This window comes from Paracoccus pantotrophus (assembly GCF_008824185.1).
GTDB classification, from domain to species: Bacteria; Pseudomonadota; Alphaproteobacteria; order Rhodobacterales; family Rhodobacteraceae; genus Paracoccus; species Paracoccus pantotrophus.
In genome coordinates this window covers 410,022-431,041 of record NZ_CP044425.1, presented here as the reverse complement: position 1 = coordinate 431,041, position 21,020 = coordinate 410,022, and the positions used below count along the sequence as shown (strand labels likewise).

Here is a 21,020-nt window from a genome sequence, read left to right as displayed (position 1 = left end):
GGCGCGCGCGCCGCCGTCAGGCCGGCTCGTTCTCGCGCCGCAGCGCCGGCAGGCCGACGCCGGTGGCGTCGAAGCCGCCATCCACCGCCAGCGTCTGCCCCGAGACGAAGCTGGCCTTCTCCGAGCACAGGAACACGATGGCCTCGGCGATCTCGCGCGCCTCGCCATAGCGGTTCAGCGGGATGGCGTCGTAATAGGCCGAGATGATCTCGGGCGCATGCACCGCCATGGCCAGCTTGGTCTTGACCGGGCCGGGGGCGACGCAGTTGACGCGGATGCCATGCTCGCCCAGTTCGGCGGCGAATTGCTTGGTCAGGTGGATCACCGCCGCCTTCGAGGTGCCATAGGCCACCCGCAGCGTCGAGGCCCTGAGCCCGGAAATCGAAGCGATGTTGACGATGGCGCCGCCGGTTTTCGCCAGTTCCGGCGCCGCGGCCTGGGTACACAGGAACACGCCGTCCAGATTGGTCGCCATCACCTCGCGCCATTCCTCGAAACTGGTGCGGCCCGCGCGCGAAAACAGCGCCACGCCCGCGTTGTTGACCAGCGCATCGACGCGGCCAAGGCCGGCGACGGTCTCGGCCACCATGCGCTCGACCTGGTCGGGGTCCGAGACATCGGCCTCGACCGCCAGCACGTTCTCCATGCCCTCTGCGACCCGGTGCAGTTCCTGGGTGTCGCGGTCGACCATGGCGACGCGCCAGCCCTGTTCCAGGAAGATCTCGGTGGCGGCCAGGCCGATGCCGCGGCAGCCCCCGGTGACGATGGCGGTTTTCATGGCGTTTCCCCTGTCGGTTCGATGATGAGTTCCAGCGTCACGCCGACGGGGTTCGCGCCCCGTTCCAGCGTGCCGCGCGCGATATGGCCGTCGATGTCCACAACCTCGATCGGCACATGCGCCGTGCCCCGGGCCAGCCGCGCGCCGTCCAGCCGCAGCTCGGTGGCCAGGCAGTCCATGCGATGCCCCTTGGCGAAGCGGATATGGTCGATGCTGCCCACGCCATGCAGCCGCGCCGTGGCGATGCCGTGCCGGGCGGCCAGCGTCTCGATGGCTGTGATCACATCCTCGCCCGGCAGGATGCGGGCGAAAAGGCCGGGGCCGTCACCGCCGCCCTGCGGGGTGAACAGGGTGAAGGCGGTTTCCTCGTCGGGCAGCGCCTCGAACCATGTCTCCGCCGCGCCCAGCCCCTCGACCGCCACGTCCTCGGCAATCACCGCATCAAAGGGCAGCAGGTGGCCCATCGCGACCTCTCGCCCGTCCGACCAGATGCCGTGGCAATGCAGGAAGGGCGCGCCGTCCTTCCTGCCGACCGTCGCGGTGGCGCTGTCGAGGGTCCAGCGGCCGGCGGGCGCATGGGTGTCGGAATACCAGGCCGCGTGCAGCCCGTCGGTCGACAGCGCCGGCAGGACATAGCGCATCGGCGCGCAGGCAAGGCCCGCCAGCGAGACGACGCCACCCTTGCAGCCGTGATCGGCGAACAGCTCGCCCACCGCCTGCATCACCGTCTGCCCGGCGCGCAGTTGCCCATGGACGGGACGCAGCGCGGCGCGCCGGGCCTGCACGCGCTCGACCGCGCGGGGGCCGGGATGGACCATGTTCATGCCGGGGCCTGCTCCAGCAGGCCGCGCGCCTCCAGCTCCTCGCGGATCATCTTCTTGGTGATCTTGCCATAGGCCGATTTCGGCAGGCCGTCCCAGAACAGGAAGCGCCTGGGCAGCTTGTAGCGCGACAGTTTCGGTGCAAGGAATGCCGCCAGCTCCTCCTCGGTCACGGGGGTTTCGGCCACGCAGACCGCCCAGCCGACCTCGCCCCAGAGCGGATCGGGCACGCCTAGCACCGCGACCTCGGAAATGGCGGGATGGGTCAGGATCTTTTCCTCGATCTCGCGCGGATAGACGTTCGAGCCGCCCGAGATGAACATGTCCGACTCGCGCCCGGTGATATACAGGAACCCCGCCTCGTCCATATGGCCCAGGTCGCCGGTGCGGAACCAGCCGTCGCGGAAGGCCTTCGCATTGGCCTGCGGGTTCTGATAGTAGCCGGCAAAGACTGCCGGGCCGATCACGCAGATCTCGCCGGTCTGGCCGGGCGGCAATTCGCGGCCCTGGTCGTCCTGGATCTGGATCTCGATGCCGGTGCGGGCATGGCCGCAGGTGCCGATGCGGGCGGTCGGGCCGTCCTCGGCCTCGTGCAGATGCGCGGGCAGCACGGTGATGTTGCCGGTGCATTCGCCCAGGCCGAAATATTGCACCAGCACCTTGCCCAGGACGCGCAGCGCCTTTTGCTGGTCCACGCGATACATCGGCGCTCCGGCATAGATCACGTAGCGCAAGGACGAGGTGTCGGCCGTCTCCGTCGCCGGATGCTCGACCAAGAGCTTCAGGATCGTCGGCACGGTGAACATGGTGGACACCCGCCATGCCCGCACCAGATCCCAGACCTGCGCCACGTCGAAACGCTCGGTCGGCAGCAGCACGGTTTTCACCCCGCGCGCCACCTGGGTCAGCTGGTGTACGCCCGCGCCATGCGACAGGGGCGCCACGACCAGCGAGGCGTCGTCTCTGGTCAGGCCCGGCATCAGGTCGGCCAGGTGGTTCGTGACCACGAAACCCATCTGGCCGTGGGTCAGCACCGAGGCCTTGGGCCGGCCGGTGGTCCCCGAGGTGAAGAAGAACCAGCAGGGATCGTCGCGATCCACCGCCGCCACCTGCGGGCGGCTTCCCATATGCTCGGCGGTGATGGCCTGCACCGAGGGGCCGAAACCGGCCTGCCCGAAGACCAGCGTGGTCACGCCGCAGGCGGCGGCGTGATCGGGAAAGGCGGCATTGCAGAACATCAGCGTCGCGCCCGAGGATTCGGTCAGCCAGGCCACTTCCTCGGGCGTCTGGCGGAAGTTCGCGGGCACCCAGACGCCACCCGCGCGCCAGGTGGCGAACATGGCCTGCATCATCTCCATGCAGTTCTGCGACTGGCACATGACCCGGTCGCCCTTGCGCAGGCCAAAGCGGGTCTGCAGCGCATGGGCCAGGGCGTCGGCGCGGGCCTCGAACTCGGCCCATGTCCAGCGCGCCTCGCCCATGACCAGCGCGATGCCGTCCGGGTCGCGCCGCGCGGCCTGGGTCAGGAAGGTGGCAAGATTCATTACCCGGGTCGAGACCGGGGTCACGCCGCCAGCCGGGTCGGTGGCGGGTTCGGTCATTTCACCCGCTCCAGGATCGAGCAATAGCTGGCGACCGCGGCGCCGCCCATGTTGAAGACCCCGCCCAGGCTGGCGCCCGGCACCTGCATGGCGCCGGCATCGCCGGCCAGCTGCATGGCGACCATGACATGCTGCGAGACGCCGGTGGCGCCGATGGGATGGCCGCGCGATTTCAGCCCGCCCGAGGGGTTCACCGGCAGCGCGCCGTCGAACCGGGTCACGCCGTCGCGGATGACGCGCCAGCCCTGGCCGCGCGGGGCCAGGCCCATGGCCTCGTATTCGATCATCTCGGCGGTGGTGAAGCAGTCATGCGTCTCGACCAGCGACAGGTCCGTGATGCCCAGGCCCGCCTGCTCCAGCGCCGCAGCCCAGGCCCGGTGCGGGCCGTCGAAGGCGATGGGATCGCGCCGCGACAGTGCCAGCAGGTCGCCGGCCTGCGCACGGGCGCGGAAGCGGATGGCGCGCTGCAGGTCGGCCGCCAGTTCGGGCGCGGCCAGCACCAGCGCCGCCGCCCCGTCCGAGACCAGCGAGCAATCCGTGCGCCTGAGCGGCCCGGCGACGCGCGGGTTCTTGTCCGAGATGGTGTTGCAGAAGGCGAGGTCGAAAGGCTTCTGCATATGCGCATAGGGGTTGCGCATGCCGTTTTCGTGGTTCTTGGCGGCGATCATCGCCAGTTCCTCGGACCGGTCGCCGTGGCGCTGGAAATAGCTCTCGGTGATGCGGCCGAAGACGCCGGCGAAACCGCCGGGGATCTCGCCCTCCTCGGGGACGTAGCTGGCCGACAGCAGGATGTCGCCGACCTGGTCGCCGGGCGTCGCGCTCATCTTCTCGGCGCCGATGACCAGGGCGACCTTGCCGCGCCCCGAGGCGATGAAATCGGCCGCCGCATAGAGCGCGGCCGAGCCGGTGGCGCAGGCGTTTTCCGTGCGCATGAAGGGCACGCCCGCCAGCTCCGGCGTGCCCATGGCGACCAGCGCGCCCTGGAAATCCTGGCGCGAGAAGCCGTTGTTGTAGACGCCGACGAAGATGCCGTCGACGGCATCGGGCGGCAGGCCGGCATGGTCCAGCGCCGGCCGCGCCACCTCGGCCATCAGGGCCAGCGTGTCGGGGGCCTCGGACTTGCCGAATTTCGTATGCGCCCAGCCGACGATCAGCGGATCACTCATGCGATGTTCCTTTTCGGTTGCGTGTCCAGCGCGGCCAGGCGGGCTTCGACCCGCCGCGCCTCGCGATGCAGCAGGGCGGCCAGTTCGGCCTGCCGCGCCGCGCCCATGCGGTTCTCGATGGCGGCGATGGAAAGCGCGCCGGCCGGCCGCCCGTCGGGCCACAGGATCGCCACCCCCAGGCCCCAGGATCCCGGCACCACCCGGCCGGGGTTCAGCGCGTGCCCGGCCGCGCGTGCCCCTGCCAGATCCTCGGCCAGCGCGGCGGCAAGGCCGGGGGCCAGCGCCTCGGCCAGGGGCGCCACGCGGCGCAGCAGCGCGTCGCCCTCGGCCACCGGCAGGGCGGCGAGGATCGCCAAGGCGCCCGCGCCGACGCCCGCGGGCTTGCGGTCGCCGCGCATCAACGCATGGGTGCGGATCGGGAAATCGCCCTCGATCCGTTCCAGGCACAGGGTATGGTCGCCCTGCGGCACGGTCAAAAGCAGGGTGTCGCCGGTCTCGCGCGCCAGCCGCAGCATCGGGTCGCGGGCGTGATGCAAGATGCCGTGGCGCTCGGCGGCGAAGCTGCCCAGCAGATAGGCCTCGGGGCCCAGGTGATAGCGCCGGGTTTGGCGGTCCTGCTCGACCATGCGCGCCGCGGCCAGCGCCAAGAGCAGCCGCCGCACCGTGGGCCTTGCCAGCCCCGAGGCGGCGGCCAGCTGCCCCAGCGCCAGCCCCGCATCGCCGCCCCTGCCGACCAGCGACAGCAGCGACAGCGCCCGCGCCACCGCCTGCGCGCCGCCGGTCGTTTCGGGGGCGGGCGCGTCCGTCATCAGGCCAGCTTCCGGCCGATGGCGGCTTCCAGGATCTCCCATGCCTCGTCGCCATAGGTCTTTTTCCACTCGGCATAGAAGCCCGCCTCGCGCAGCTTGCCCTCGAAGGGCTGCGGATCCACGTCGTTGAAGACGAAGCCGTGGCTTTCCAGATCGCCGCGCAGGGTGGCGTTCAGCGCCATCACATCCTCGCGCTGGCGTTCCGCGCCGGCGTTGAAATGCTTGGCGATGGCCTGCTGCGCGTCCTCGGGCAGGGCGCCCCAGGCGCGGCGGTTGCCCAAGAGCCAGAACCCGTCCCACATGTGGTTGGTCATGGACAGGTATTTCTGCACCTCCCACAGCTTGGCGACCTTCATGATCGCCAGCGGGTTTTCCTGCCCGTCCACGATGCCGGTCTGCAGCGCGGTATAGACCTCGGCGAAGTTGATCGAGGCGGGCGCGGCGCCGAAGGCCGAGAACAGCGAGGTCCAGAGCGGGCTGACCGGCACGCGGATCTTGAAGCCCTGCAGATCCTCGGGCGTCTGGATCGGCTTGGTCGAGGTGGTGGTCTGGCGAAAGCCATTGTCCCAGATCTTGTCCATCACCACCAGGCCGGCATTCTCGATCTGGCCGCGGGCATAGGCGCCCAGCTCGCCGTCCATCGCCTTCCACACCGTGTCGTAGTCGGGGAAGGCGAAGCCCACGCCGTTGATCGAGGCGTTCGGCACCAGCGTGGACAGGATCACCGGCGAAAGCTGGAAGAACTCGACCCCGCCCGAGCGCAGCTGGCCCAGCACGTCGGTATCGGCGCCCAGCTGGTTCGAGGGGAAGATCTGGATATCCACCGCGCCCGAGGTTTCCTCCAGGATCGCCTTGACCGCCTCGGCCAGCCGCACGTTGCTGGGATGCTCGAGCGGCTGGTTGTTCGCGATCTTGTAGCTGAACTCGGCGGCGCGGGCGGCGCCCGGCCGGATGAAGGGCGCGGCAAGCGCCCCTGCGGCGGCACCCATCAGGACGCTGCGGCGGGTGATGGTCATGGTTTCCTCCTCCCCGAGGGTTGTTGACGTCAAAGCAAGGCGGTCGAGAACCAGGGCACGGCGGCGATGGCCAGCAGGCCGACCAGCAGCGCCGCCAGATAGGGCCAGATCCGGCGCATGACCTGGTCGGCGGGCACGTTGGCGATCTTGCAGGCGATGTAGAAGCCGATGCCGATGGGCGGGGCCATCAGGCCGATGTTCATCGCCGTGACGATGACCATGGCGTAATGGATGTCGTGGATGCCCAGGCCGCGGGCGATGGGGAACATGATCGGCGCCAGAAGCACGATGGCCGGCAGCCCCTCCAATACGCAGCCCAGGATCAGGAAGATCAGGATCGAGGCCAGCATGAACACCACCCAGCCGCCCGGCAGGCCGGTGACGACGGCCATCAGGTCGCGGGCGAAGCCCGATTGCGTTAGCGCCCAGGCCATTGCGGATGCCGCGCCCAGGATCAGCAGGATCGCGCCCGACATGGCCGCGGTCTCGACCAGCATGGTGCCCAGCTTGCGCAGCGGGATGCCGCCATAGAGCACGACGCCGATGACGAAGGCATAGACCACGGCGATGGTCGAAACCTCGGTCGCCGTGGCGACGCCGCCGCCGACCAGGCTGCGGATCATGAAGGGCAGGACCAGCGCCGGCGCCGCGATCAGCGCGGTCCGGCCGATCAGCGGCAGGGTGGCGGCGCGTACGCCCGACATGTCCTCGGCCCGCGCCTTCCAGCGTGCCAGCACCGCCAGCACGACCAGCAGCACCATGGCGATGACGAAGCCCGAGGTGAACAGCCCGGCGATGGACACGCCCGCGACCGAGCCCAGCACGATCAGCACGATCGAGGGCGGCACCGTATCGGCCATGGCCGCGCCGGTCGCGAGCAGCGCCGTCATCTCGGGCGCGGAATGGCCGCGACGGCGCATTTCCGGGAAAAGCGCAGGCGCCACCGTCGCCATGTCCGACACCTTCGAGCCGGAAATCCCCGAGACCAGGAACATCGAGCCCAGCAGCACATAGCTCATCCCCGCCTTGACGTGGCCCAGAAGCGAGGCGAGGAAATTGACGATGGCCTTGCCCATGCCGGTGGCGTCGAGGATGCAGCCCAGCAGCACGAAGACCGGCACCGACAGCAGGATCAGCGAGGACATGCCCTCGTCGATGCGGCCCATCATCACGAAGATCGGCGCGTGGCTGGCGAAGGTCAGATAGGCCAGCGTCCCCAGCGCGAAGCAGAAGGCGATGGGCACGCCGATGCACAGCAGCACCGCGACCAGCAGGCCCAGCCAGATCGGCAGGTTCCAGTTGCCGATGGACAGAAGCGCCGGCCGCGCGAACCACATCAGCGCCACTGCCAGTGCCGTAATGGCCAGGGTCGCGGCGATGATGCGCCATTCGCGCGAGCGCAGGACCGAAAGCACCGCCAGCACCGCCATCAGCCCGATCCCGGCCGGCAGGGCCGAGGCGCGCCAGGACATCGGCAGTCCCAGCGCCGGCGACCTGACAAAGCTTTCCTCATAGGCATATTCCACCGCGACCGGCAAGAGCCGCAGCAGCAATACGCAGACCAGCACCTGACCCGCCACCTCGGCCACCCGCGCCAGCCGCTCGGGCAGCAGCGGCAAAAACACGGTCAGGCGCATATGCTCGTGCCGGTCCACCGCCAGCGCCGCGCCCAGCATCGCCATCCAGATGAAGCTGATGGACGCGACCTCGTCGCCCCAGATCAAGGGCTTGGTCAGCACATAGCGGAAGAACACGTTGGCCAGCACGGTGACGATCATCACCACCAGAAGGCCAGCGGCGGCGATCTCGACCGGGCGCATCCAGAACTCGGCGCGCTTGGGCTCGGCCAGTGCCTCGATGCCGCCCAGGGCCAGCTCGCCCTCGGGCGGGGTGTCGGTCAGTTGCATCGCATCCCTCCCATGGCGGCGGGCCTCCCCTCCCTGCTGATGATCCATGATATGGACATTACAGCTGCCGCGTTTTTGGGAATTTCTGGGCGATTCTTGACAAAGTGCAAGTGAAAATTGCCAGTTGCCGCGATTTTGGCGGTATTTGGCGATCCTTTGCAAATATGCCATTCTACATCATGGAACAAATCTCCGCTCGGGCAGCGAAAATGACAAGGGCCGCGCCGGCTTGGCGCGGCCGTTTCTGTCAGGGCTTGCGACTCGGCTCGAATCCGCCTTGCGCGGCGCGTCATCGGATGATGGGCTGGCCGTCGATGCGCAGGAAGGCAGCGAACAGGCCCCGCCTGCCCGGCCCACCCCGGACAGGATCCGGGCGGGGCGGACGGCACCGGGACCAGAGGGCGGTCCCTTACTCCGCCGCCAGCGCCGGGCTGTCGGCCAGGTCCAGCGTGCGCATCACCGCATCGACGCGCTGCTGGAAGACCTCGGGGCTGTTTGCTGTGGCCGCAACATAGAAATCCGGCCGGATCAGCACAAATTTCGCGTCGATCTCGTCGAACCAGCGCCTGTAGGTGCCCTCGGTGTCGATCACGGCGCAGCCGCCGCCGGGGGCGCAGAGCTGCACGCCGAACCCCTCGAGCAGGTCAAGCTGCGCCCGCTGCCTCGGCGTCAGCGCCGCCAGCGGATCGGCCTCGTGGCCGATCACCACCCAGCCCCGGCCCACGGCCTGGTCGAAGCGGTCGCGCCGGCCCTTGTGCTCGACCACGCCCTGCACCGACAGCTCGCCGGCATGGGCGCTGGCCGGGCACCAGGCGCCGGGGCCGAGATGGCAGATGTCGGTCGGCACCGGCCGTTGGCCGCGGGCCTGAAGCTCGGCGATCATGCGGGTGTCGCGCACCGCGGCCTCGGCCGCGTCGGCGATGCAGATGATGCGGCCCAGTTCCCGGCTGAAGTCGATGTAGTGGCAGGCATGATCCTTGCGCTCGCTGGTATAGCTGTCGAGCAGGCCGAGCCCTGCCTTGCCCTCGAGGATCAGGTCCAGCCGCCAGGCCATCGCCACCGCGTCGCGGATGCCGGCGCACATGCCCTCGCCGGCAAAGGGCGGCATCAGATGCGCGGCGTCGCCGCCGATCAGGCAGCGGCCCTTGTGCCATTGCTTCGCCCAGCGGGCCTGGAAGCGATAGACGGCGGCGCGCTCCAGCGCGGCATTCTCGGGGGTCAGGCCCCAGGGCTGCAGCAATTCCCACGCCTTTTCCGGGGTCTGCATCTCGGCCGCCGATTCGCCGGGCAGGACCATGAACTCCCAGCGGCGGCGGTCGGGCTGGCCGGGCAGCGGTGCCGGCCCGCCGGGGACGATGGTGGTCGGGCGGCTGGGGTCGCAAAGCTGCCATTGCGCCGGCTCATCCGGGTGCGCGGCGCAATAGTCGAATTTCGGCAGCATGTCGAGGATCAGCCAGTCGAAGAAATAGCCCTTGTCCTCGTTCTCGATGCCAAGCGCATGGCGCACGAAGCTGTTGGCGCCGTCGGTGCCGACGACGAATTTCGCCCGGATCGTCCGGCGCTCGCCATCCGGGCCGACCTCCTCGGGGTTCCGTTGCAGCGCCAGGGTGACGCCCTCGGCCTCCTGGTCCAGCGCGACGGCGTTCCAGCCGCGCATCACGGTGATTTCCGGCATGCCGGCCGCGATCTTCAGCAGGCGCTTTTCCAGCAGCGGCTGGTTGAACCAGTAGCGCACGCGCCAGCCGCTGGCCGACTGGCTCTGCCAATCCACGATCTGCAGGTTCTCGCCCCTGGCGTTGCGCCAGTAGTAAAGCTCGTCGTGATGGTTGATCGACGGGTCGGATTCGGCGTCGATGCCCAGCGTGGCCAGGATGCGCGCGATCTCGTGGTCGAAGGTCACGGCGCGCGGCAGGTCGTAATGCGTGCTCCAACGCTCGATCAGCGTGACGCGCTTGCCGCGCTGGCCCAGCAGGATCGCCAGCAGCGTCCCGACCGGACCGGCGCCGACGATGGCGACATCGGTGTCGATGGCTTGGGTTGATGGGGTCATGCTTGCTCCTCCCTGAAACGATTGCCGGGGGTTCCGGCCCGATCGCCCGCGCTCCCATGCGGGTGGATCGGTCGGCGGTGAATTTGTTCTAAAAATGAATTATCGTCAACTTTGATTATAATTCATATCGGCCGGAAGCTTGCAACGCATTGACTGGACGCTAAAAACTCTCCCACCGCCCGCGGCTTCTTGTCGCGCCGGCGGGGCGAGCCGCCCCTCGGCTTGAGATCCGATTCGTTTCCGAATATGGTTCGGGTTCGAATACGGAGCAGGGCATGGCCGAGGCAGGGATCCAGGGCGAGGGCCGCGTGGCGCGGCGCCAGCGGCGCAACCGGGCGGCGCTGATCAAGGCGGCGCGCGAGATCATGACCGAGAAGGGCACCGAGGCCGCCACCATGCTGGAGATCGCCGAACGCGCTGATGTCGGGGCGGGGACGATCTACAATTACTTCAGATCCAAGGACGAACTGGCCATCGCCGTACTCGAGGGGCTGATGCATGACCTGGGGGTCAGCATCCAGGCCGTCACCGACCGGTTCGAGGATCCGGCGCAGGTCTATGCCTTCGGCATCCGCACCGTGCTGGACGCTGCGACCGGCGATCCGCGCTGGCGGCAGATGCTGCGCCGTTCCGAGGTGATCGCAGATGCGCTGTTCCGCATGATGGGCCCCTTTGCGATCCGCGACCTGCGCCAGGCCTCGGCGGCCGGCCGCTTTCGGGCCGAGGACGCCGAGTTGACCTGGCGGCTGACCTGCCACGCGCTGATCGGCGCCAGCCTGGCGATCACCGAAGGCCAGCTTTCCCCCGCGGAAAGCGAGCGGATCGTGGCCCGCCTGCTCTGCATGGCCGGTCTGGACCTGGCCAGCGCCACCGAACTGGCAGGCCGGCCGCGCCCGCCGCTGCCCGGCCGCTAGCGCAGCACCCGGCGCAGCCCCTCCTGCACCCGGAGCAGCGCCGGCAGGTAGAGTGCGACCAGTTCCTCGGCCGAGGATTGCACCGCCGCCACCCCGGTATTCAGCGCCGCCACCACCCGGCCATGCGCGTTCAACAGCGGCACGGCAAGCGAGCGCAGGCCCAGCTCGACCTCCTGGTCGATCACCGCATGGCCGTCGTCGCGGGCTCGGGCGATGCGCGCCATGATCTCGTCCGGCGCGGTCAGGCTGTGGCGGGTGCGCGGCGTCAGGTCCGAGCGCTCGACGATGGCGCGCGCCTCGGGCTCGGGCAGGGCGGCCAGCAGCACCCGGCCCATCGAGGTGCAATGCGCCGGCAGCCGCGAGCCCGGCATCAGCCCGATGGACATCACCCGCCTTTGCGCCGCCCGCGCCAGATAGACGATCTCGGTATCATCGAGGATCGAGACCGAGGTGGATTGCCCGATCTGCTCGGACAGCTGGTCCAGCCAGGGCTGCACCAGCTGCGCCAGCGGCATCGCCGCCAGGGCCCCCATGCCCAGCCGCAGGATGCGCGGCGTCAGGGTAAAGAACTTGCCGTCGTAATCGGCATAGCCCAGCTCGTGCAGGGTCAGCAGGCAGCGCCTAGCCGTCGCCCGGTCCAGCCCCGTCGCCTCGGCCACCTCGGCGATGGAAAGCCGCGGCCGTTCCGCCCGGAACGCCTCGATCACGCCCAGACCCTTGGCCAGCGAGGCGATGAAATCGGTCTTGTTCACCATGCGCACAGGTTTTTACGCAGTTTGAACAAATGTCAACATCCGCACGAAATCTCTGGCCTCGCGGCGGCCATGCGCGCATGACATCCCCGGAACCCGCAGGAGGAGGTCATGGACAAACGCATCCCCAACCTGGCCGAGGCCGTCGCCGGCATCCCGGACGGCGCCACGGTGATGATCGGCGGCTTCGGCGGCTCGGGCGCGCCGATCGAGCTGATCCACGCGCTGATCGACCGCTACCTGGCCACCGGCAGCCCCAAGGATTTGACCGTCATCAACAACAATGCCGGCAACGGCCATGTCGGCATCGCCGCGATGATCGAGCAGGGCATGGTCCGCAAGATGGTCTGTTCCTTCCCGCGCTCGGCCGATCCGCGGGTCTTTACCGAGAAATACCTGGCCGGAGAGATCGAGCTGGAACTGGTGCCGCAGGGCACGCTGGCCGAACGCATCCGTGCCGGCGGGGCCGGCATCCCGGCCTTCTACACGCCGACCAGCTACGGCACCGACCTGGCCCGCGGCAAGCCGGTCGCCGAGTTCGACGGCCGTCCCTATGTGCAGGAACGCTGGCTCAAGGCCGATTTCGCGCTGATCAAGGCCGAGCTGGGCGACCATTACGGCAACCTGACCTATCGCATGGCGGCGCGGAACTTCTCGCCCTTGATGGCGATGGCGGCGGCGCGCACCGTCGCGCAGGTGACGCAAGCGGTCGCGCCGGGCGGCATCGACCCCGAGCATGTGGTGACGCCGGGCATCTTCGTCTCCGGCATCGTCGAGGTCGCCAACCCGGCGCAGGAAGAGGCGCTGAACCGCGCCGAGGCGGCCCATCCCCCCGCCCGTCCCCAGGAGGTGCAGGCATGACCACGCAGCTTTCCAACGCCCAGATCGCCTGGCGCGCGGCGCAGGACATCGCCGACGGCGCCTATGTGAACCTCGGCATCGGCTTTCCCGAGATGGTGGCCAAGTTCCAGCCCCCCGGCCGGCAGGCGGTGTTCCATACCGAGAACGGCGTGCTGGGCTTTGGCGAGGCCCCGCCGGCGGGCGAGGAGGATTGGGATCTGATCAATGCCGGCAAGAAGGCGATCACGCTGAAGCCCGGCGCGGCCTTCTTCCACCATGCCGACAGCTTTGCCATGGTGCGCGGCGGGCATCTGGACGTGGCGATCCTGGGCGCCTATCAGGTGGCGCAGAACGGCGATCTTGCGAACTGGTCCACCGGGCCGAAAGGCGTGCCGGCGGTGGGCGGCGCCATGGATCTGGTGCATGGCGCCAAGCGCGTCGCGGTCATCACCGACCATGTCACCAAGGACGGCAAGCCCAAGCTGGTCGAAGCCTGCACCCTGCCGCTGACCGGGGTGGGCTGCGTGACGCGGGTCTATACCTCGCTCGCCGTGGTGGACATCGAAGGCGGCCGCTTCGTGCTGCGCGAGAAGCTGGCCACGATTTCCCTTGACGACCTGCAAGCCGTGACCGGCGCGCGGCTGCATCTGGACGGTGCGGTCGGCGACCTGGTCGTGCCGGAGCTGTGACATGACCGACGTCTTCATCTGCGACTATATCCGCACGCCCATCGGCCGCTTCGGCGGCGCGCTCTCCCCGGTGCGGGCCGACGACCTGGGCGCCATCCCCTTGCGGGCGCTGATGGCCCGCCATGCCGGCCTGGACTGGCAGGCGGTCGACGATGTGATCTATGGCTGCGCCAATCAGGCCGGCGAGGACAACCGCAACGTCGCCCGCATGTCCGCGCTGCTGGCCGGCCTGCCGATCGAGGTGCCGGGCACCACGATCAACCGGCTCTGCGGCTCGGGCATGGATGCGGTGCTGGTCGCCGCGCGCCAGATCGCGGCGGGCGAGGCCGGGCTGATGATCGCCGGCGGCGTCGAGTCCATGTCGCGCGCGCCCTTCGTGCTGCCCAAGGCCGAGACCGCCTTTTCCCGCCATGCCGAGATCCACGACACCACCATCGGCTGGCGCTTCGTGAACCCGGCGATGCAGGCGGCCTATGGCACCGACTCGATGCCGCAGACCGGCCAGAACGTCGCCGACGACTACGGCATCTCGCGCGAGGCGCAGGACGCCATGGCGCTGGCCTCGCAGGCCAAGGCTGCGGCGGCGATCGCCAGCGGCCGGCTGGCGCAGGAAATCACCCCGGTGACGATCCCGCAACGCAAGGGCGATCCGGTGGTGGTCGATACCGACGAGCATCCCCGCGCCACCACGGCCGAGGCGCTGGCCAAGCTCAGGCCGCTGTTCCCGGACGGCTCGGTGACGGCGGGCAATGCCTCGGGGGTGAACGACGGGGCGGCGGCGCTGATCCTGGCCTCGGAGGCGGCGGCGAAACGGCACGGCCTGACGCCCATCGCCCGGGTGCTGGGCGGGGCGACGGCGGGGGTGCCGCCGCGCATCATGGGCATCGGCCCGGCGCCGGCGTCGCAGAAGCTGATGGCGCGGCTGGGGCTGACGGCAGCCGATTTCGACGTGATCGAGCTGAACGAGGCCTTCGCGGCCCAGGGCCTCGCCACGCTGCGCCAGCTAGGCATTGCCGATGACGACCCGCGGGTGAACCCGAACGGCGGGGCTATCGCGCTGGGGCATCCGCTGGGCATGTCGGGCGCCCGCATCACCGGCACGGCGGCGCTGGAACTGGCGCGGACCGGCGGACGGCGCTCGCTCTCGACCATGTGCATCGGCGGAGGCCAGGGCATCGCCATCGCGCTGGAACGGGTCTAGGCGGCTTCCGCCGCGCGGCGGCAGACGCCGGAGACAGCGAAAGCCCGGATCCGGGCCGTCATGGCCGCCTGCCACGGATGGCGGGCGGCAGCAATCCGCTGCGCAGCGACAGCTTGCCCCGTAGCCGCAAGGGTCGCGGTGCCCAACAGCCGCCTGAAGCGTATGGGTGCGCCGATCTGCGCGCCATGGCAATGGGTCAGCCCCATGCCTTGCCTGGCCTGCCTAGCCAGACGCGGCATCGGGATTTCGAAGGCGCCTTTTCCGCCGGGCGCGCTGCGCAAGCATGCGCCCGGTGGCCGGGGCTCAGCGCGCCAGCACCTGGCGCAGCACGCGGGCCAGTTCCGCCTCGGGCCGGGGAACAAGGCCGGTCGCGCGCCAGCAGACATGGTGGTCGGGGCGCACCAGCAGGCAGCCGTTATCCCTGATTTCCGAGGCGCGGGCCCAGTCGCCGCTGTGGTCGACATGGGCCCGGCGCGGGCCGATGACATGGGCGACCAGGTCGATGCCCAGGTCGCGCGCCACCCTGCCGGCCGCCTCGGCCCAGGCTTCGCCGCCAAGGCCGGTCAGCAGGGTGAAGCGGCCATGGCCGCACAGGTCCAGGGTCGAGACCTCGGCCCCGTCGTCGTGGCGATAAAGCCAGGCATGCGGCAGGCGGGCGCCCGGCCAGGTGGTCGGCTGGTAATGCAGCTCGGGGTCGAGCTGGAAGTCCGGCTCCAGCTGGTCGTCGGTCACGATGGCATCCGAGCGGTAGCGCTGGTTCATCTCGACGCCATGCGCGTCGAATTCGTATTTCTTGAAGGCGATGGCCTTGCGGATCGCCTCGCGCTGCAACTCGGCTTCGGGCGTGCCGTCGGTGCGGGCCTGCAGGTTCTTCTGCATCTGCACCGGGTCCACCCCCTCGGCCATGCCGAGCGCGGCAAAGATCGGGCCGGTCTCGGTGATCGACTGGTTGGCGCGGGTGACGATCTGCCTGGCCACCGGCGCGCGCTCGGCGTCATAGCTGTCCAGCAGCCGCTCGCCGGCCTGGCCCTTCAGCACCAGGGCCAGCTTCCAGGCCAGGTTGAACGCATCCTGGATCGAGGTGTTCGAGCCCAGCCCGTTCGACGGCGGATGCCGGTGGATCGCATCGCCCATGCAGAACACCCGTCCGTTCGAGGTCCGGGTGGCGTAAAAGTTGTTCACCGTCCAGGTGTTGGCGGACAAAAGCTCGATCTTCAGCTCGGGATCGCCGACCAGCTGGCGGGCGACGCCGGTGGCGAGTGCCTCGGTCACTTCCGGTTCGGGGCCGTTGATGTCATAGCCCCAGACGATCAGCCATTCGTTCCAGGGCCGCACCATGCGCACCAGCCCCATGCCGATGCCGCCGACATCGGCGCCGGGCTGCATCACCCAGTAAAGCACCGAGGGCCGGTGCGCGACGTATTTCGACAGGTCGGCCCGGAACAGGATGTTCATGCTGCCGCCCACGCCCATCCTGCCCTCGAAGGGCAGGCCGGCATGTTCGGCCACCAGCGACTTGCCGCCATCGGCGCCGACCAGGTATTTCGAGCGGATGGTGATCTCCTGTCCGGTCAGCCGGTCGCGGCAGGTGGTGGTGACGCCGGTCTCGTCCTGCTCATGGCGCAGGTATTCGGTGGACAGCCGCCCCTGCGTGCCGCGCGAACAGGCGGTCTTGAACAGCAGGGGCTCCATATAGGTCTGCGGCAGGTCGTTCATCCGGGTGGGCGAGGACATCAGGTGTTCGGCCTTGGACAGCGGATGGTTGCCCCAGGCCTTCAGCCGGCCGATTTCCTCGCCTGCCAGGCTTTCGCAGAAGATATTCTCGCCCATCAGCTCCTGATGGGTGGCGAACATATAGGCCTCGTCCTCGACCTCGCGGCCCAGGTCGCGCAGCACCTCCATGGTGCGCTGGTTGGTGATATGGGCGCGGGGCGTGTTGGCCAGCCAGCGATAGCGGTTCACCGCCATGTTGGCGATGCCGTAGGTCGACAGCAGCGCGGCGGTGGCCGAGCCGGCCGGGCCGGTGCCGATGATCAGCACATCGGTGGTGATATCAGTCATTCGAGGTCTCTCCTCCCAGAGGTTTCGTCGAAATGCGTGGCTGCGGGGCGGGCGGCTCAGCGGTCCGGCGCCTCGCCCGCCCAGGCGGCGGCCAGCAGCCGGCGCAGGGCGTCGCGCTCGACCGGGCGCGGGTTCCAATAGGGGTTGCGGGTGGCGATCTCGGCGGCGCGGTCCAGATCCGTTTCCTTCAGGCCCAGGTCGCGCAGCGCCAGCGGCGCGCCGCTTTCGCGGGCGAAGCGGTGCAGCGCCCGGCCGGGATCGGCATCGCCGAAGATCTCGGCCACCGGTGCCAGCAGCTCGGGCACCGCCTGCGCGTTATAGGCGATGGCATGCGGCAGGATCACGGCATGGGTCTCGGCATGGGGCAGGTCGAAGCTGCCGCCCAGCGTGTGGCAAAGCTTGTGGTGCAGCGCCATGCCGACCTGGCCCAGCACCGAGCCGCAAAGCCAGGCGCCATAAAGCGTCTCGCCCCGCGCCGCCAGGTCGCCGGGCGCGGCGATGACGCGGGGCAGGGCGTCGCGAAAGGCGCGCAGCCCCTCGACCGCCATCAGCGAGGTCAGGGGCGAGCGGTCGCGGGCGTAAAGCCCCTCGGCGGCATGGGCCATGGCATTGATCGCGCTGGTCACGGTCATCGCCACCGGCAGGGTGGCGACCAGTTCGGCATCGTAGAGGATGATCTCGGGCTGCACGCGGCGGTCGGTGATCGTGGTCTTCAGCCCGTTTTCGGTCTGACCCAGGATCGGCGTCGCCTCGCTGCCGGCATAGGTGGTGGGCACGACGATCTGCGGCAGGCCGGTGCGCAGCGCGATGGCCTTGCCGAGGCCGGTGGTCGAGCCGCCGCCCACCGCGACCAGCACGTCGGCGCCGATGCTGCGGGCCTGTTCGGTCGCCTGTTCCGAGACCTCGACCGGGGTGTGCATGACCGCGCCGGTGAAGCGGCCGGCCGCGCGGTCGCCGCAAAGCGCGGCAAATTCCTCGGCCATATCGGCCTGCTGCGGCGTGGTCAGAATCAGCGCGCGGCGGGCGCCGAGCGCGTCGATCTCGTCGGCGATGCTGTTGCGCACATTGCGGCCGAACCGCACCCGGACGGCCGGGCTTTGCGCGGTGAATTCCTCGCGGAAAAAGGACACGGCTATTCCTCCCTCGATCCTCATCGGGGGCAAGCTACACCGGGCAAAGACAAATATTGATCGGATGAATGGAGTATAATATAGCGATAAGTTATGAAAATAGACAGCGAACATCTGGAAATCCTGGCGGTGATCGTCGAAAAGGGCGGGCTGACCGAGGGGGCCGAGGCGCTTGGCAAGTCGCAGCCCTCGGTCTCGCGCAGCATGGCGCTGCTGGAAAAGCGCATCGGCATGCCGCTGTTCCAGCCCGGCCGCCGGCCGCTGCGCCCGACCGAACTGGGGCTGAGCCTGGCGCGCTTCGGTGCCCGCATCCGCGCCGCCAACCAGGAGGCGAGCCTGCTGGTCCAGCGTTTCCGCAAGGGCCATGCCGGGCGGCTGCGGGTCGGCGGCTCGCCGATCTTCATGGACGGCGTGGTCTCGACCATGATCGCGGATTTCCAGATGCGCCACCCCGAGGTGCAGATCGACCAGTCCTATGGCTATGTCGATACGCTGGAGGCGTCCTTGCGCAACGGCACGCTGGACATGGCGATCCTGCCCCTGCATCCCAGCCAGGTGCCGCCGGGGCTGGGCTTCATCCCGGTCCTCGCGGGCCGCAACGTGGTGGCGGCCCGCGCCGGCCATCCGCTGACCCGGCGCAAGGCCATCGCCCAGGCCGACCTGGCGCCCTATCCCTGGATCGCGCCGCCGGCGAACAGCCCGCTTTACCGTGACCTGGAGCGGGCGCTGAAATCCATCGGGCAGGAGGATTTCAACGTCAGCTTCTCGGGCGGCACGCTGGCCTCGATCCAGTCGGTGATGGCGGGATCGGATGCGCTGACCGTGCTGCCCTATTCGGTGGTGTTCCTGTCGCGCCGCAGCGTGCCGCTGGAGGCGCTGCCGCTGCGCATCGACCACCCCGAGCGGCAATTGGGCCTGCTGATGCCCGAGAACCGCCCCGGCCCCCCGGCCATGCGCCAGCTCATCGCCTTCCTGACCGAGGAATTCGCCCGGCTGACCGCGCGGATGGAACACGACCAGCAGGTGACGCGCCGGCGCGGCTGAGGGGGCTATTTCAGCGCCAGATAGGTTTCGGGGTCCAGCATGCCCACCCGCACCGCGACATCGAGGCCGCTGGCCTGTTCCAGCACCTGCCGCATGGTCCCGGCGACGGCGCGGATGCGCTCCGGCGTGCGCCCGCTGCGCGGCAGGATCAGCAGCTCGGCATTCACCTGCGGCTGGTCTGGCAGGCCCAGCACCGGCAGCGCGGCGATCTGGCAGGCGCTGGCCTCGACCGCCAGCCGCTCGCAGAGCAGGTCACGCAGCCGGGGCAGCGCGTCCTCGATGGCGGCGCGGCAGGCGGCGAGGCGGGTTTCGTCGATATAGATCTTGACGTTGGGCATGATCGGCTCAGGCGGGAACGAGGACGAAGTCGAAGGGCGAGCGCCAGAGGGTGTCGCCATCGACGCGCTGGAAGGGGGCGATCAGCGTCTCCTTGACGCCGAACACGGTATCGTCGGCGATATAGTCGTCCTCGGCGACGAAGGTATGGGTGACGACGCGCTGATAGCCCGGTGCCGTCACCATGTAATGCATATGCGCCGGCCGATAGGGATGGCGGCCCAGCTGGCCCAGCATCTGCCCGACCGGCCCGTCATCGGGGATCGGATAGCTGACCGGCTTGATGCCGACAAAGCTGTAGCGCCCGTCCGGTCCGGTGACGAAACGGCCGCGATTGTTCCATTTCGGCTGGATGCCCGGCTGCTGCACGTCGTAATAGCCGTCGGCATTGTCGGACCAGACATCGACGGTCGCGCCCTCGACCGGATTGCCGTCGAGATCCAGCACCCGGCCCTCGAACAGGCAGCTTTCACCCTTGCCGTCCAGGCTGATGCATGCGCCCATCTCGCGGATCGGCGCGCCCTCGACATGGAAGGGGCCGAAGACGGTGTTCTCGGTCGCGCCCTCGGGGCGGCGGTTGTTGATCGCATCGACCAGCATGGAGAATCCCAGCACGTCCGAAAGCAGGATGAACTCCTGCCGCTCGCCCGAGCAGATCCGGCCGGTGCGGGTCAGGAAGTCGATACCGATCTCCCATTCCTCCTGGGTCAGGGCGATTTCCTTGGCAAAGGCGTGCAGGTGTTTGACCAGGCAGGCCATTACCTCGGCCAGCCGGGCGTCGGTCGTCTCGCCCATGCGGGCGTTCACCGCCTCGACCGAGCCTGCTTCGGTGAAATAGGACATGATGCTTTCCTTTCGTGAATCTCAGGGCCGGACGGCCGATGCAGGGTCGGGGGCGCGGTGGCCCAGCGGCAGCAGCTCCAGCCCGGTGCGTCCGGACAGGCTGCCCCAGAGGCCGCGCCGGGCGAACAGCATGACCGCGATGCCGAACAGGCCCAGCACGATCAGATAGGCGCTGCCGTAATCCGACAGCAGCCGCTCCAGCGCATAGAACAGCACCACGCCGACGATGGGGCCGGGCAGGGTGCCGATGCCGCCGATCACCACCACGAACAGCACGAAGGCGGTCCAGTCCAGCAGCGAGAAGGCCGCGTCCGGGGTGATGCGGGTGATCTGGATGAACAGCAGCCCGCCGCAAAGGCCGGTGCCGAAGGCGGTCAGCAGAAAGACCAGCGCCTTGAGCCGCACCGGATCGACGCCCACCGCGCGCGCGGCCATGGCATTGTCGCGGATCGCCTGCAATCCCAGCCCCAGGCGCGAGCGCAGGAAGGCCCAGGACACGCCCAGCGTCACCAGCACCAGCCCCAGCGCCAGCCAGTAAAGCAGGATGTCGCTGGCCGCGGCGCTGGACACGCCCAGCCATTCCTTGACCGGCCCGACGCCCAGCATGTCGCGGGTGGTGCCCTTGGGCAGCGAGGTGCCGGTGCCGCCGCCAAGCGCCTTCCACTGGCCCAGGCCCAGCCGGGCGATCTCGGCCGCGACCCAGGTGCCGATGGCGAAATAGGCGCCGTTCAGGCGAAAGACGAAACAGGCCACCGGCACGGCCAGCGCCATGGCGACCAGCCCGCCCAAGAGCACGCCGGCCAGCGGGTCCAGCCCGAACAGGATGACGGCGGCGAACATGGTATAGGCACCGATGCCGACGAAGGCCTGCTGCCCGACCGAGACCAGCCCGGCAAAGCCCGCCAGCATGTTCCAGTTCAGCGCCAGCACCAGCAGGCAGAGGATGCCGAACAGATCCTGCACCATGGCGCGCGGGCCGATCAGCGGCACCATGGCCAGGACGGCTGCGGCAAGGACGGCGAGCGCCAGGGGGCGATATGCGGGAAAAGCGTTCTTCATCAC

19 protein-coding genes are annotated in these 21,020 nt (G+C 69.1%); 5 read left to right on the top strand and 14 right to left on the bottom strand.

The window, feature by feature from the left end; all coding sequences use genetic code 11:
• Window positions 1–16: 16 nt before the first annotated feature.
• The 8 genes from ESD82_RS09945 to mhpA form a co-directional block, all read right to left on the bottom strand.
• On the bottom strand, window positions 17–778 hold the full coding sequence (locus tag ESD82_RS09945; RefSeq protein WP_024843436.1) for an SDR family NAD(P)-dependent oxidoreductase: 762 nt from the start codon (window positions 776–778) through the stop codon (window positions 17–19).
• A complete protein-coding gene (locus tag ESD82_RS09940; protein WP_147429225.1) occupies window positions 775–1,602 on the bottom strand; it encodes a PCC domain-containing protein in 828 nt (275 codons plus the stop codon). Before ESD82_RS09940 ends, ESD82_RS09945 begins: the two co-directional genes overlap by 4 nt.
• Window positions 1,599–3,200 (bottom strand): acyl-CoA synthetase, encoded by a 1,602-nt coding sequence (locus ESD82_RS09935; RefSeq protein ID WP_147429226.1) that lies wholly within the window; start codon window positions 3,198–3,200, stop codon window positions 1,599–1,601. The genes ESD82_RS09940 and ESD82_RS09935 overlap by 4 nt, the downstream gene beginning before the upstream one ends.
• Window positions 3,197–4,366, bottom strand: a complete 1,170-nt coding sequence (locus ESD82_RS09930; protein WP_147429227.1) for an acetyl-CoA acetyltransferase — start codon at window positions 4,364–4,366, stop codon at window positions 3,197–3,199. The genes ESD82_RS09935 and ESD82_RS09930 overlap by 4 nt, the downstream gene beginning before the upstream one ends.
• A complete protein-coding gene (locus ESD82_RS09925) occupies window positions 4,363–5,175 on the bottom strand; it encodes an IclR family transcriptional regulator (RefSeq protein WP_024843432.1) in 813 nt (270 codons plus the stop codon). The genes ESD82_RS09930 and ESD82_RS09925 overlap by 4 nt, the downstream gene beginning before the upstream one ends.
• Window positions 5,175–6,191: a TRAP transporter substrate-binding protein gene (locus ESD82_RS09920; RefSeq protein WP_147429228.1), complete on the bottom strand. Its 1,017-nt coding sequence runs from the start codon at window positions 6,189–6,191 to the stop codon at window positions 5,175–5,177. Before ESD82_RS09920 ends, ESD82_RS09925 begins: the two co-directional genes overlap by 1 nt.
• Window positions 6,192–6,220: 29 nt before the next feature.
• Window positions 6,221–8,098, bottom strand: coding sequence for a TRAP transporter large permease (locus ESD82_RS09915; protein ID WP_024843430.1), 1,878 nt, complete (start codon window positions 8,096–8,098; stop codon window positions 6,221–6,223).
• A gap of 409 nt (window positions 8,099–8,507) precedes the next feature.
• Entirely contained in the window at window positions 8,508–10,148 is a 1,641-nt protein-coding gene (mhpA, locus tag ESD82_RS09910; RefSeq protein WP_147429229.1) for a bifunctional 3-(3-hydroxy-phenyl)propionate/3-hydroxycinnamic acid hydroxylase MhpA, read from the bottom strand.
• Between the two features lie 275 nt (window positions 10,149–10,423).
• Between mhpA and ESD82_RS09905 the strand changes: the two genes are divergently transcribed.
• The gene (locus tag ESD82_RS09905; protein WP_147429230.1) at window positions 10,424–11,062 is read left to right on the top strand and encodes a TetR/AcrR family transcriptional regulator; all 639 of its coding nucleotides are present in this window, start codon (window positions 10,424–10,426) and stop codon (window positions 11,060–11,062) included.
• Here the strand turns inward: ESD82_RS09905 and ESD82_RS09900 are convergent.
• Window positions 11,059–11,817: an IclR family transcriptional regulator domain-containing protein gene (locus tag ESD82_RS09900; protein WP_114669151.1), complete on the bottom strand. Its 759-nt coding sequence runs from the start codon at window positions 11,815–11,817 to the stop codon at window positions 11,059–11,061. The two genes, ESD82_RS09905 and ESD82_RS09900, sit on opposite strands and share 4 nt — an antisense overlap.
• 108 nt (window positions 11,818–11,925) lie before the next feature.
• Here ESD82_RS09900 and ESD82_RS09895 point away from each other — a divergent pair, with 108 nt between their 5' ends.
• Genes ESD82_RS09895 through pcaF form a run of 3 tightly spaced genes read left to right on the top strand, consistent with a single transcriptional unit; the run spans window position 11,926 to window position 14,544 of the window.
• On the top strand, window positions 11,926–12,675 hold the full coding sequence (locus ESD82_RS09895) for a 3-oxoacid CoA-transferase subunit A (protein ID WP_147429231.1): 750 nt from the start codon (window positions 11,926–11,928) through the stop codon (window positions 12,673–12,675).
• Window positions 12,672–13,343: a 3-oxoacid CoA-transferase subunit B gene (locus ESD82_RS09890; RefSeq protein ID WP_147429232.1), complete on the top strand. Its 672-nt coding sequence runs from the start codon at window positions 12,672–12,674 to the stop codon at window positions 13,341–13,343. Before ESD82_RS09895 ends, ESD82_RS09890 begins: the two co-directional genes overlap by 4 nt.
• A gap of 1 nt (window position 13,344) precedes the next feature.
• Window positions 13,345–14,544, top strand: a complete 1,200-nt coding sequence (pcaF, locus tag ESD82_RS09885) for a 3-oxoadipyl-CoA thiolase (protein ID WP_147429233.1) — start codon at window positions 13,345–13,347, stop codon at window positions 14,542–14,544.
• Between the two features lie 303 nt (window positions 14,545–14,847).
• Here the strand turns inward: pcaF and ESD82_RS09880 are convergent, their stop codons facing one another.
• Complete coding sequence (locus ESD82_RS09880) at window positions 14,848–16,605, bottom strand: FAD-dependent oxidoreductase (RefSeq protein WP_147429234.1); 1,758 nt, start codon at window positions 16,603–16,605, stop codon at window positions 14,848–14,850.
• Window positions 16,606–16,661: 56 nt separating this feature from the next.
• Window positions 16,662–17,735 carry a maleylacetate reductase gene (locus ESD82_RS09875; protein WP_024843421.1) on the bottom strand — a complete coding sequence of 358 codons (1,074 nt, stop codon included), beginning with the start codon at window positions 17,733–17,735 and terminating at the stop codon, window positions 16,662–16,664.
• 93 nt (window positions 17,736–17,828) lie between these two features.
• On the opposite strand from ESD82_RS09875, the gene ESD82_RS09870 reads away from it, so the two are divergent.
• Entirely contained in the window at window positions 17,829–18,779 is a 951-nt protein-coding gene (locus ESD82_RS09870; protein ID WP_024843420.1) for a LysR family transcriptional regulator, read from the top strand.
• A gap of 5 nt (window positions 18,780–18,784) precedes the next feature.
• Here the strand turns inward: ESD82_RS09870 and ESD82_RS09865 are convergent, their stop codons facing one another.
• Genes ESD82_RS09865 through ESD82_RS09855 form a run of 3 tightly spaced genes read right to left on the bottom strand, consistent with a single transcriptional unit; the run spans window position 18,785 to window position 21,017 of the window.
• Window positions 18,785–19,117, bottom strand: a complete 333-nt coding sequence (locus ESD82_RS09865) for a hypothetical protein (protein ID WP_024843419.1) — start codon at window positions 19,115–19,117, stop codon at window positions 18,785–18,787.
• Between the two features lie 7 nt (window positions 19,118–19,124).
• Entirely contained in the window at window positions 19,125–19,961 is an 837-nt protein-coding gene (locus ESD82_RS09860) for an intradiol ring-cleavage dioxygenase (RefSeq protein WP_147429235.1), read from the bottom strand.
• An 18-nt stretch (window positions 19,962–19,979) separates the two neighbouring features.
• Entirely contained in the window at window positions 19,980–21,017 is a 1,038-nt protein-coding gene (locus ESD82_RS09855; protein ID WP_167521749.1) for a branched-chain amino acid ABC transporter permease, read from the bottom strand.
• Between the last annotated feature and the right edge of the window lie 3 nt (window positions 21,018–21,020).

What these genes read in the sequence shown, in the direction of transcription:
- ESD82_RS09945 (WP_024843436.1), bottom strand. Translation starts at nt 778, where the DNA reads ATGAAAACCGCCATCGTCACCGGGGGCTGCCGCGGCATCGGCCTGGCC.
- ESD82_RS09940 (WP_147429225.1), bottom strand. Translation starts at nt 1,602, where the DNA reads ATGAACATGGTCCATCCCGGCCCCCGCGCGGTCGAGCGCGTGCAGGCC.
- ESD82_RS09935 (WP_147429226.1), bottom strand. Translation starts at nt 3,200, where the DNA reads ATGACCGAACCCGCCACCGACCCGGCTGGCGGCGTGACCCCGGTCTCG.
- ESD82_RS09930 (WP_147429227.1), bottom strand. Translation starts at nt 4,366, where the DNA reads ATGAGTGATCCGCTGATCGTCGGCTGGGCGCATACGAAATTCGGCAAG.
- ESD82_RS09925 (WP_024843432.1), bottom strand. Translation starts at nt 5,175, where the DNA reads ATGACGGACGCGCCCGCCCCCGAAACGACCGGCGGCGCGCAGGCGGTG.
- ESD82_RS09920 (WP_147429228.1), bottom strand. Translation starts at nt 6,191, where the DNA reads ATGACCATCACCCGCCGCAGCGTCCTGATGGGTGCCGCCGCAGGGGCG.
- ESD82_RS09915 (WP_024843430.1), bottom strand. Translation starts at nt 8,098, where the DNA reads ATGCAACTGACCGACACCCCGCCCGAGGGCGAGCTGGCCCTGGGCGGC.
- mhpA (WP_147429229.1), bottom strand. Translation starts at nt 10,148, where the DNA reads ATGACCCCATCAACCCAAGCCATCGACACCGATGTCGCCATCGTCGGC.
- ESD82_RS09905 (WP_147429230.1), top strand. Translation starts at nt 10,424, where the DNA reads ATGGCCGAGGCAGGGATCCAGGGCGAGGGCCGCGTGGCGCGGCGCCAG.
- ESD82_RS09900 (WP_114669151.1), bottom strand. Translation starts at nt 11,817, where the DNA reads ATGGTGAACAAGACCGATTTCATCGCCTCGCTGGCCAAGGGTCTGGGC.
- ESD82_RS09895 (WP_147429231.1), top strand. Translation starts at nt 11,926, where the DNA reads ATGGACAAACGCATCCCCAACCTGGCCGAGGCCGTCGCCGGCATCCCG.
- ESD82_RS09890 (WP_147429232.1), top strand. Translation starts at nt 12,672, where the DNA reads ATGACCACGCAGCTTTCCAACGCCCAGATCGCCTGGCGCGCGGCGCAG.
- pcaF (WP_147429233.1), top strand. Translation starts at nt 13,345, where the DNA reads ATGACCGACGTCTTCATCTGCGACTATATCCGCACGCCCATCGGCCGC.
- ESD82_RS09880 (WP_147429234.1), bottom strand. Translation starts at nt 16,605, where the DNA reads ATGACTGATATCACCACCGATGTGCTGATCATCGGCACCGGCCCGGCC.
- ESD82_RS09870 (WP_024843420.1), top strand. Translation starts at nt 17,829, where the DNA reads ATGAAAATAGACAGCGAACATCTGGAAATCCTGGCGGTGATCGTCGAA.
- ESD82_RS09865 (WP_024843419.1), bottom strand. Translation starts at nt 19,117, where the DNA reads ATGCCCAACGTCAAGATCTATATCGACGAAACCCGCCTCGCCGCCTGC.
- ESD82_RS09855 (WP_167521749.1), bottom strand. Translation starts at nt 21,017, where the DNA reads ATGAAGAACGCTTTTCCCGCATATCGCCCCCTGGCGCTCGCCGTCCTT.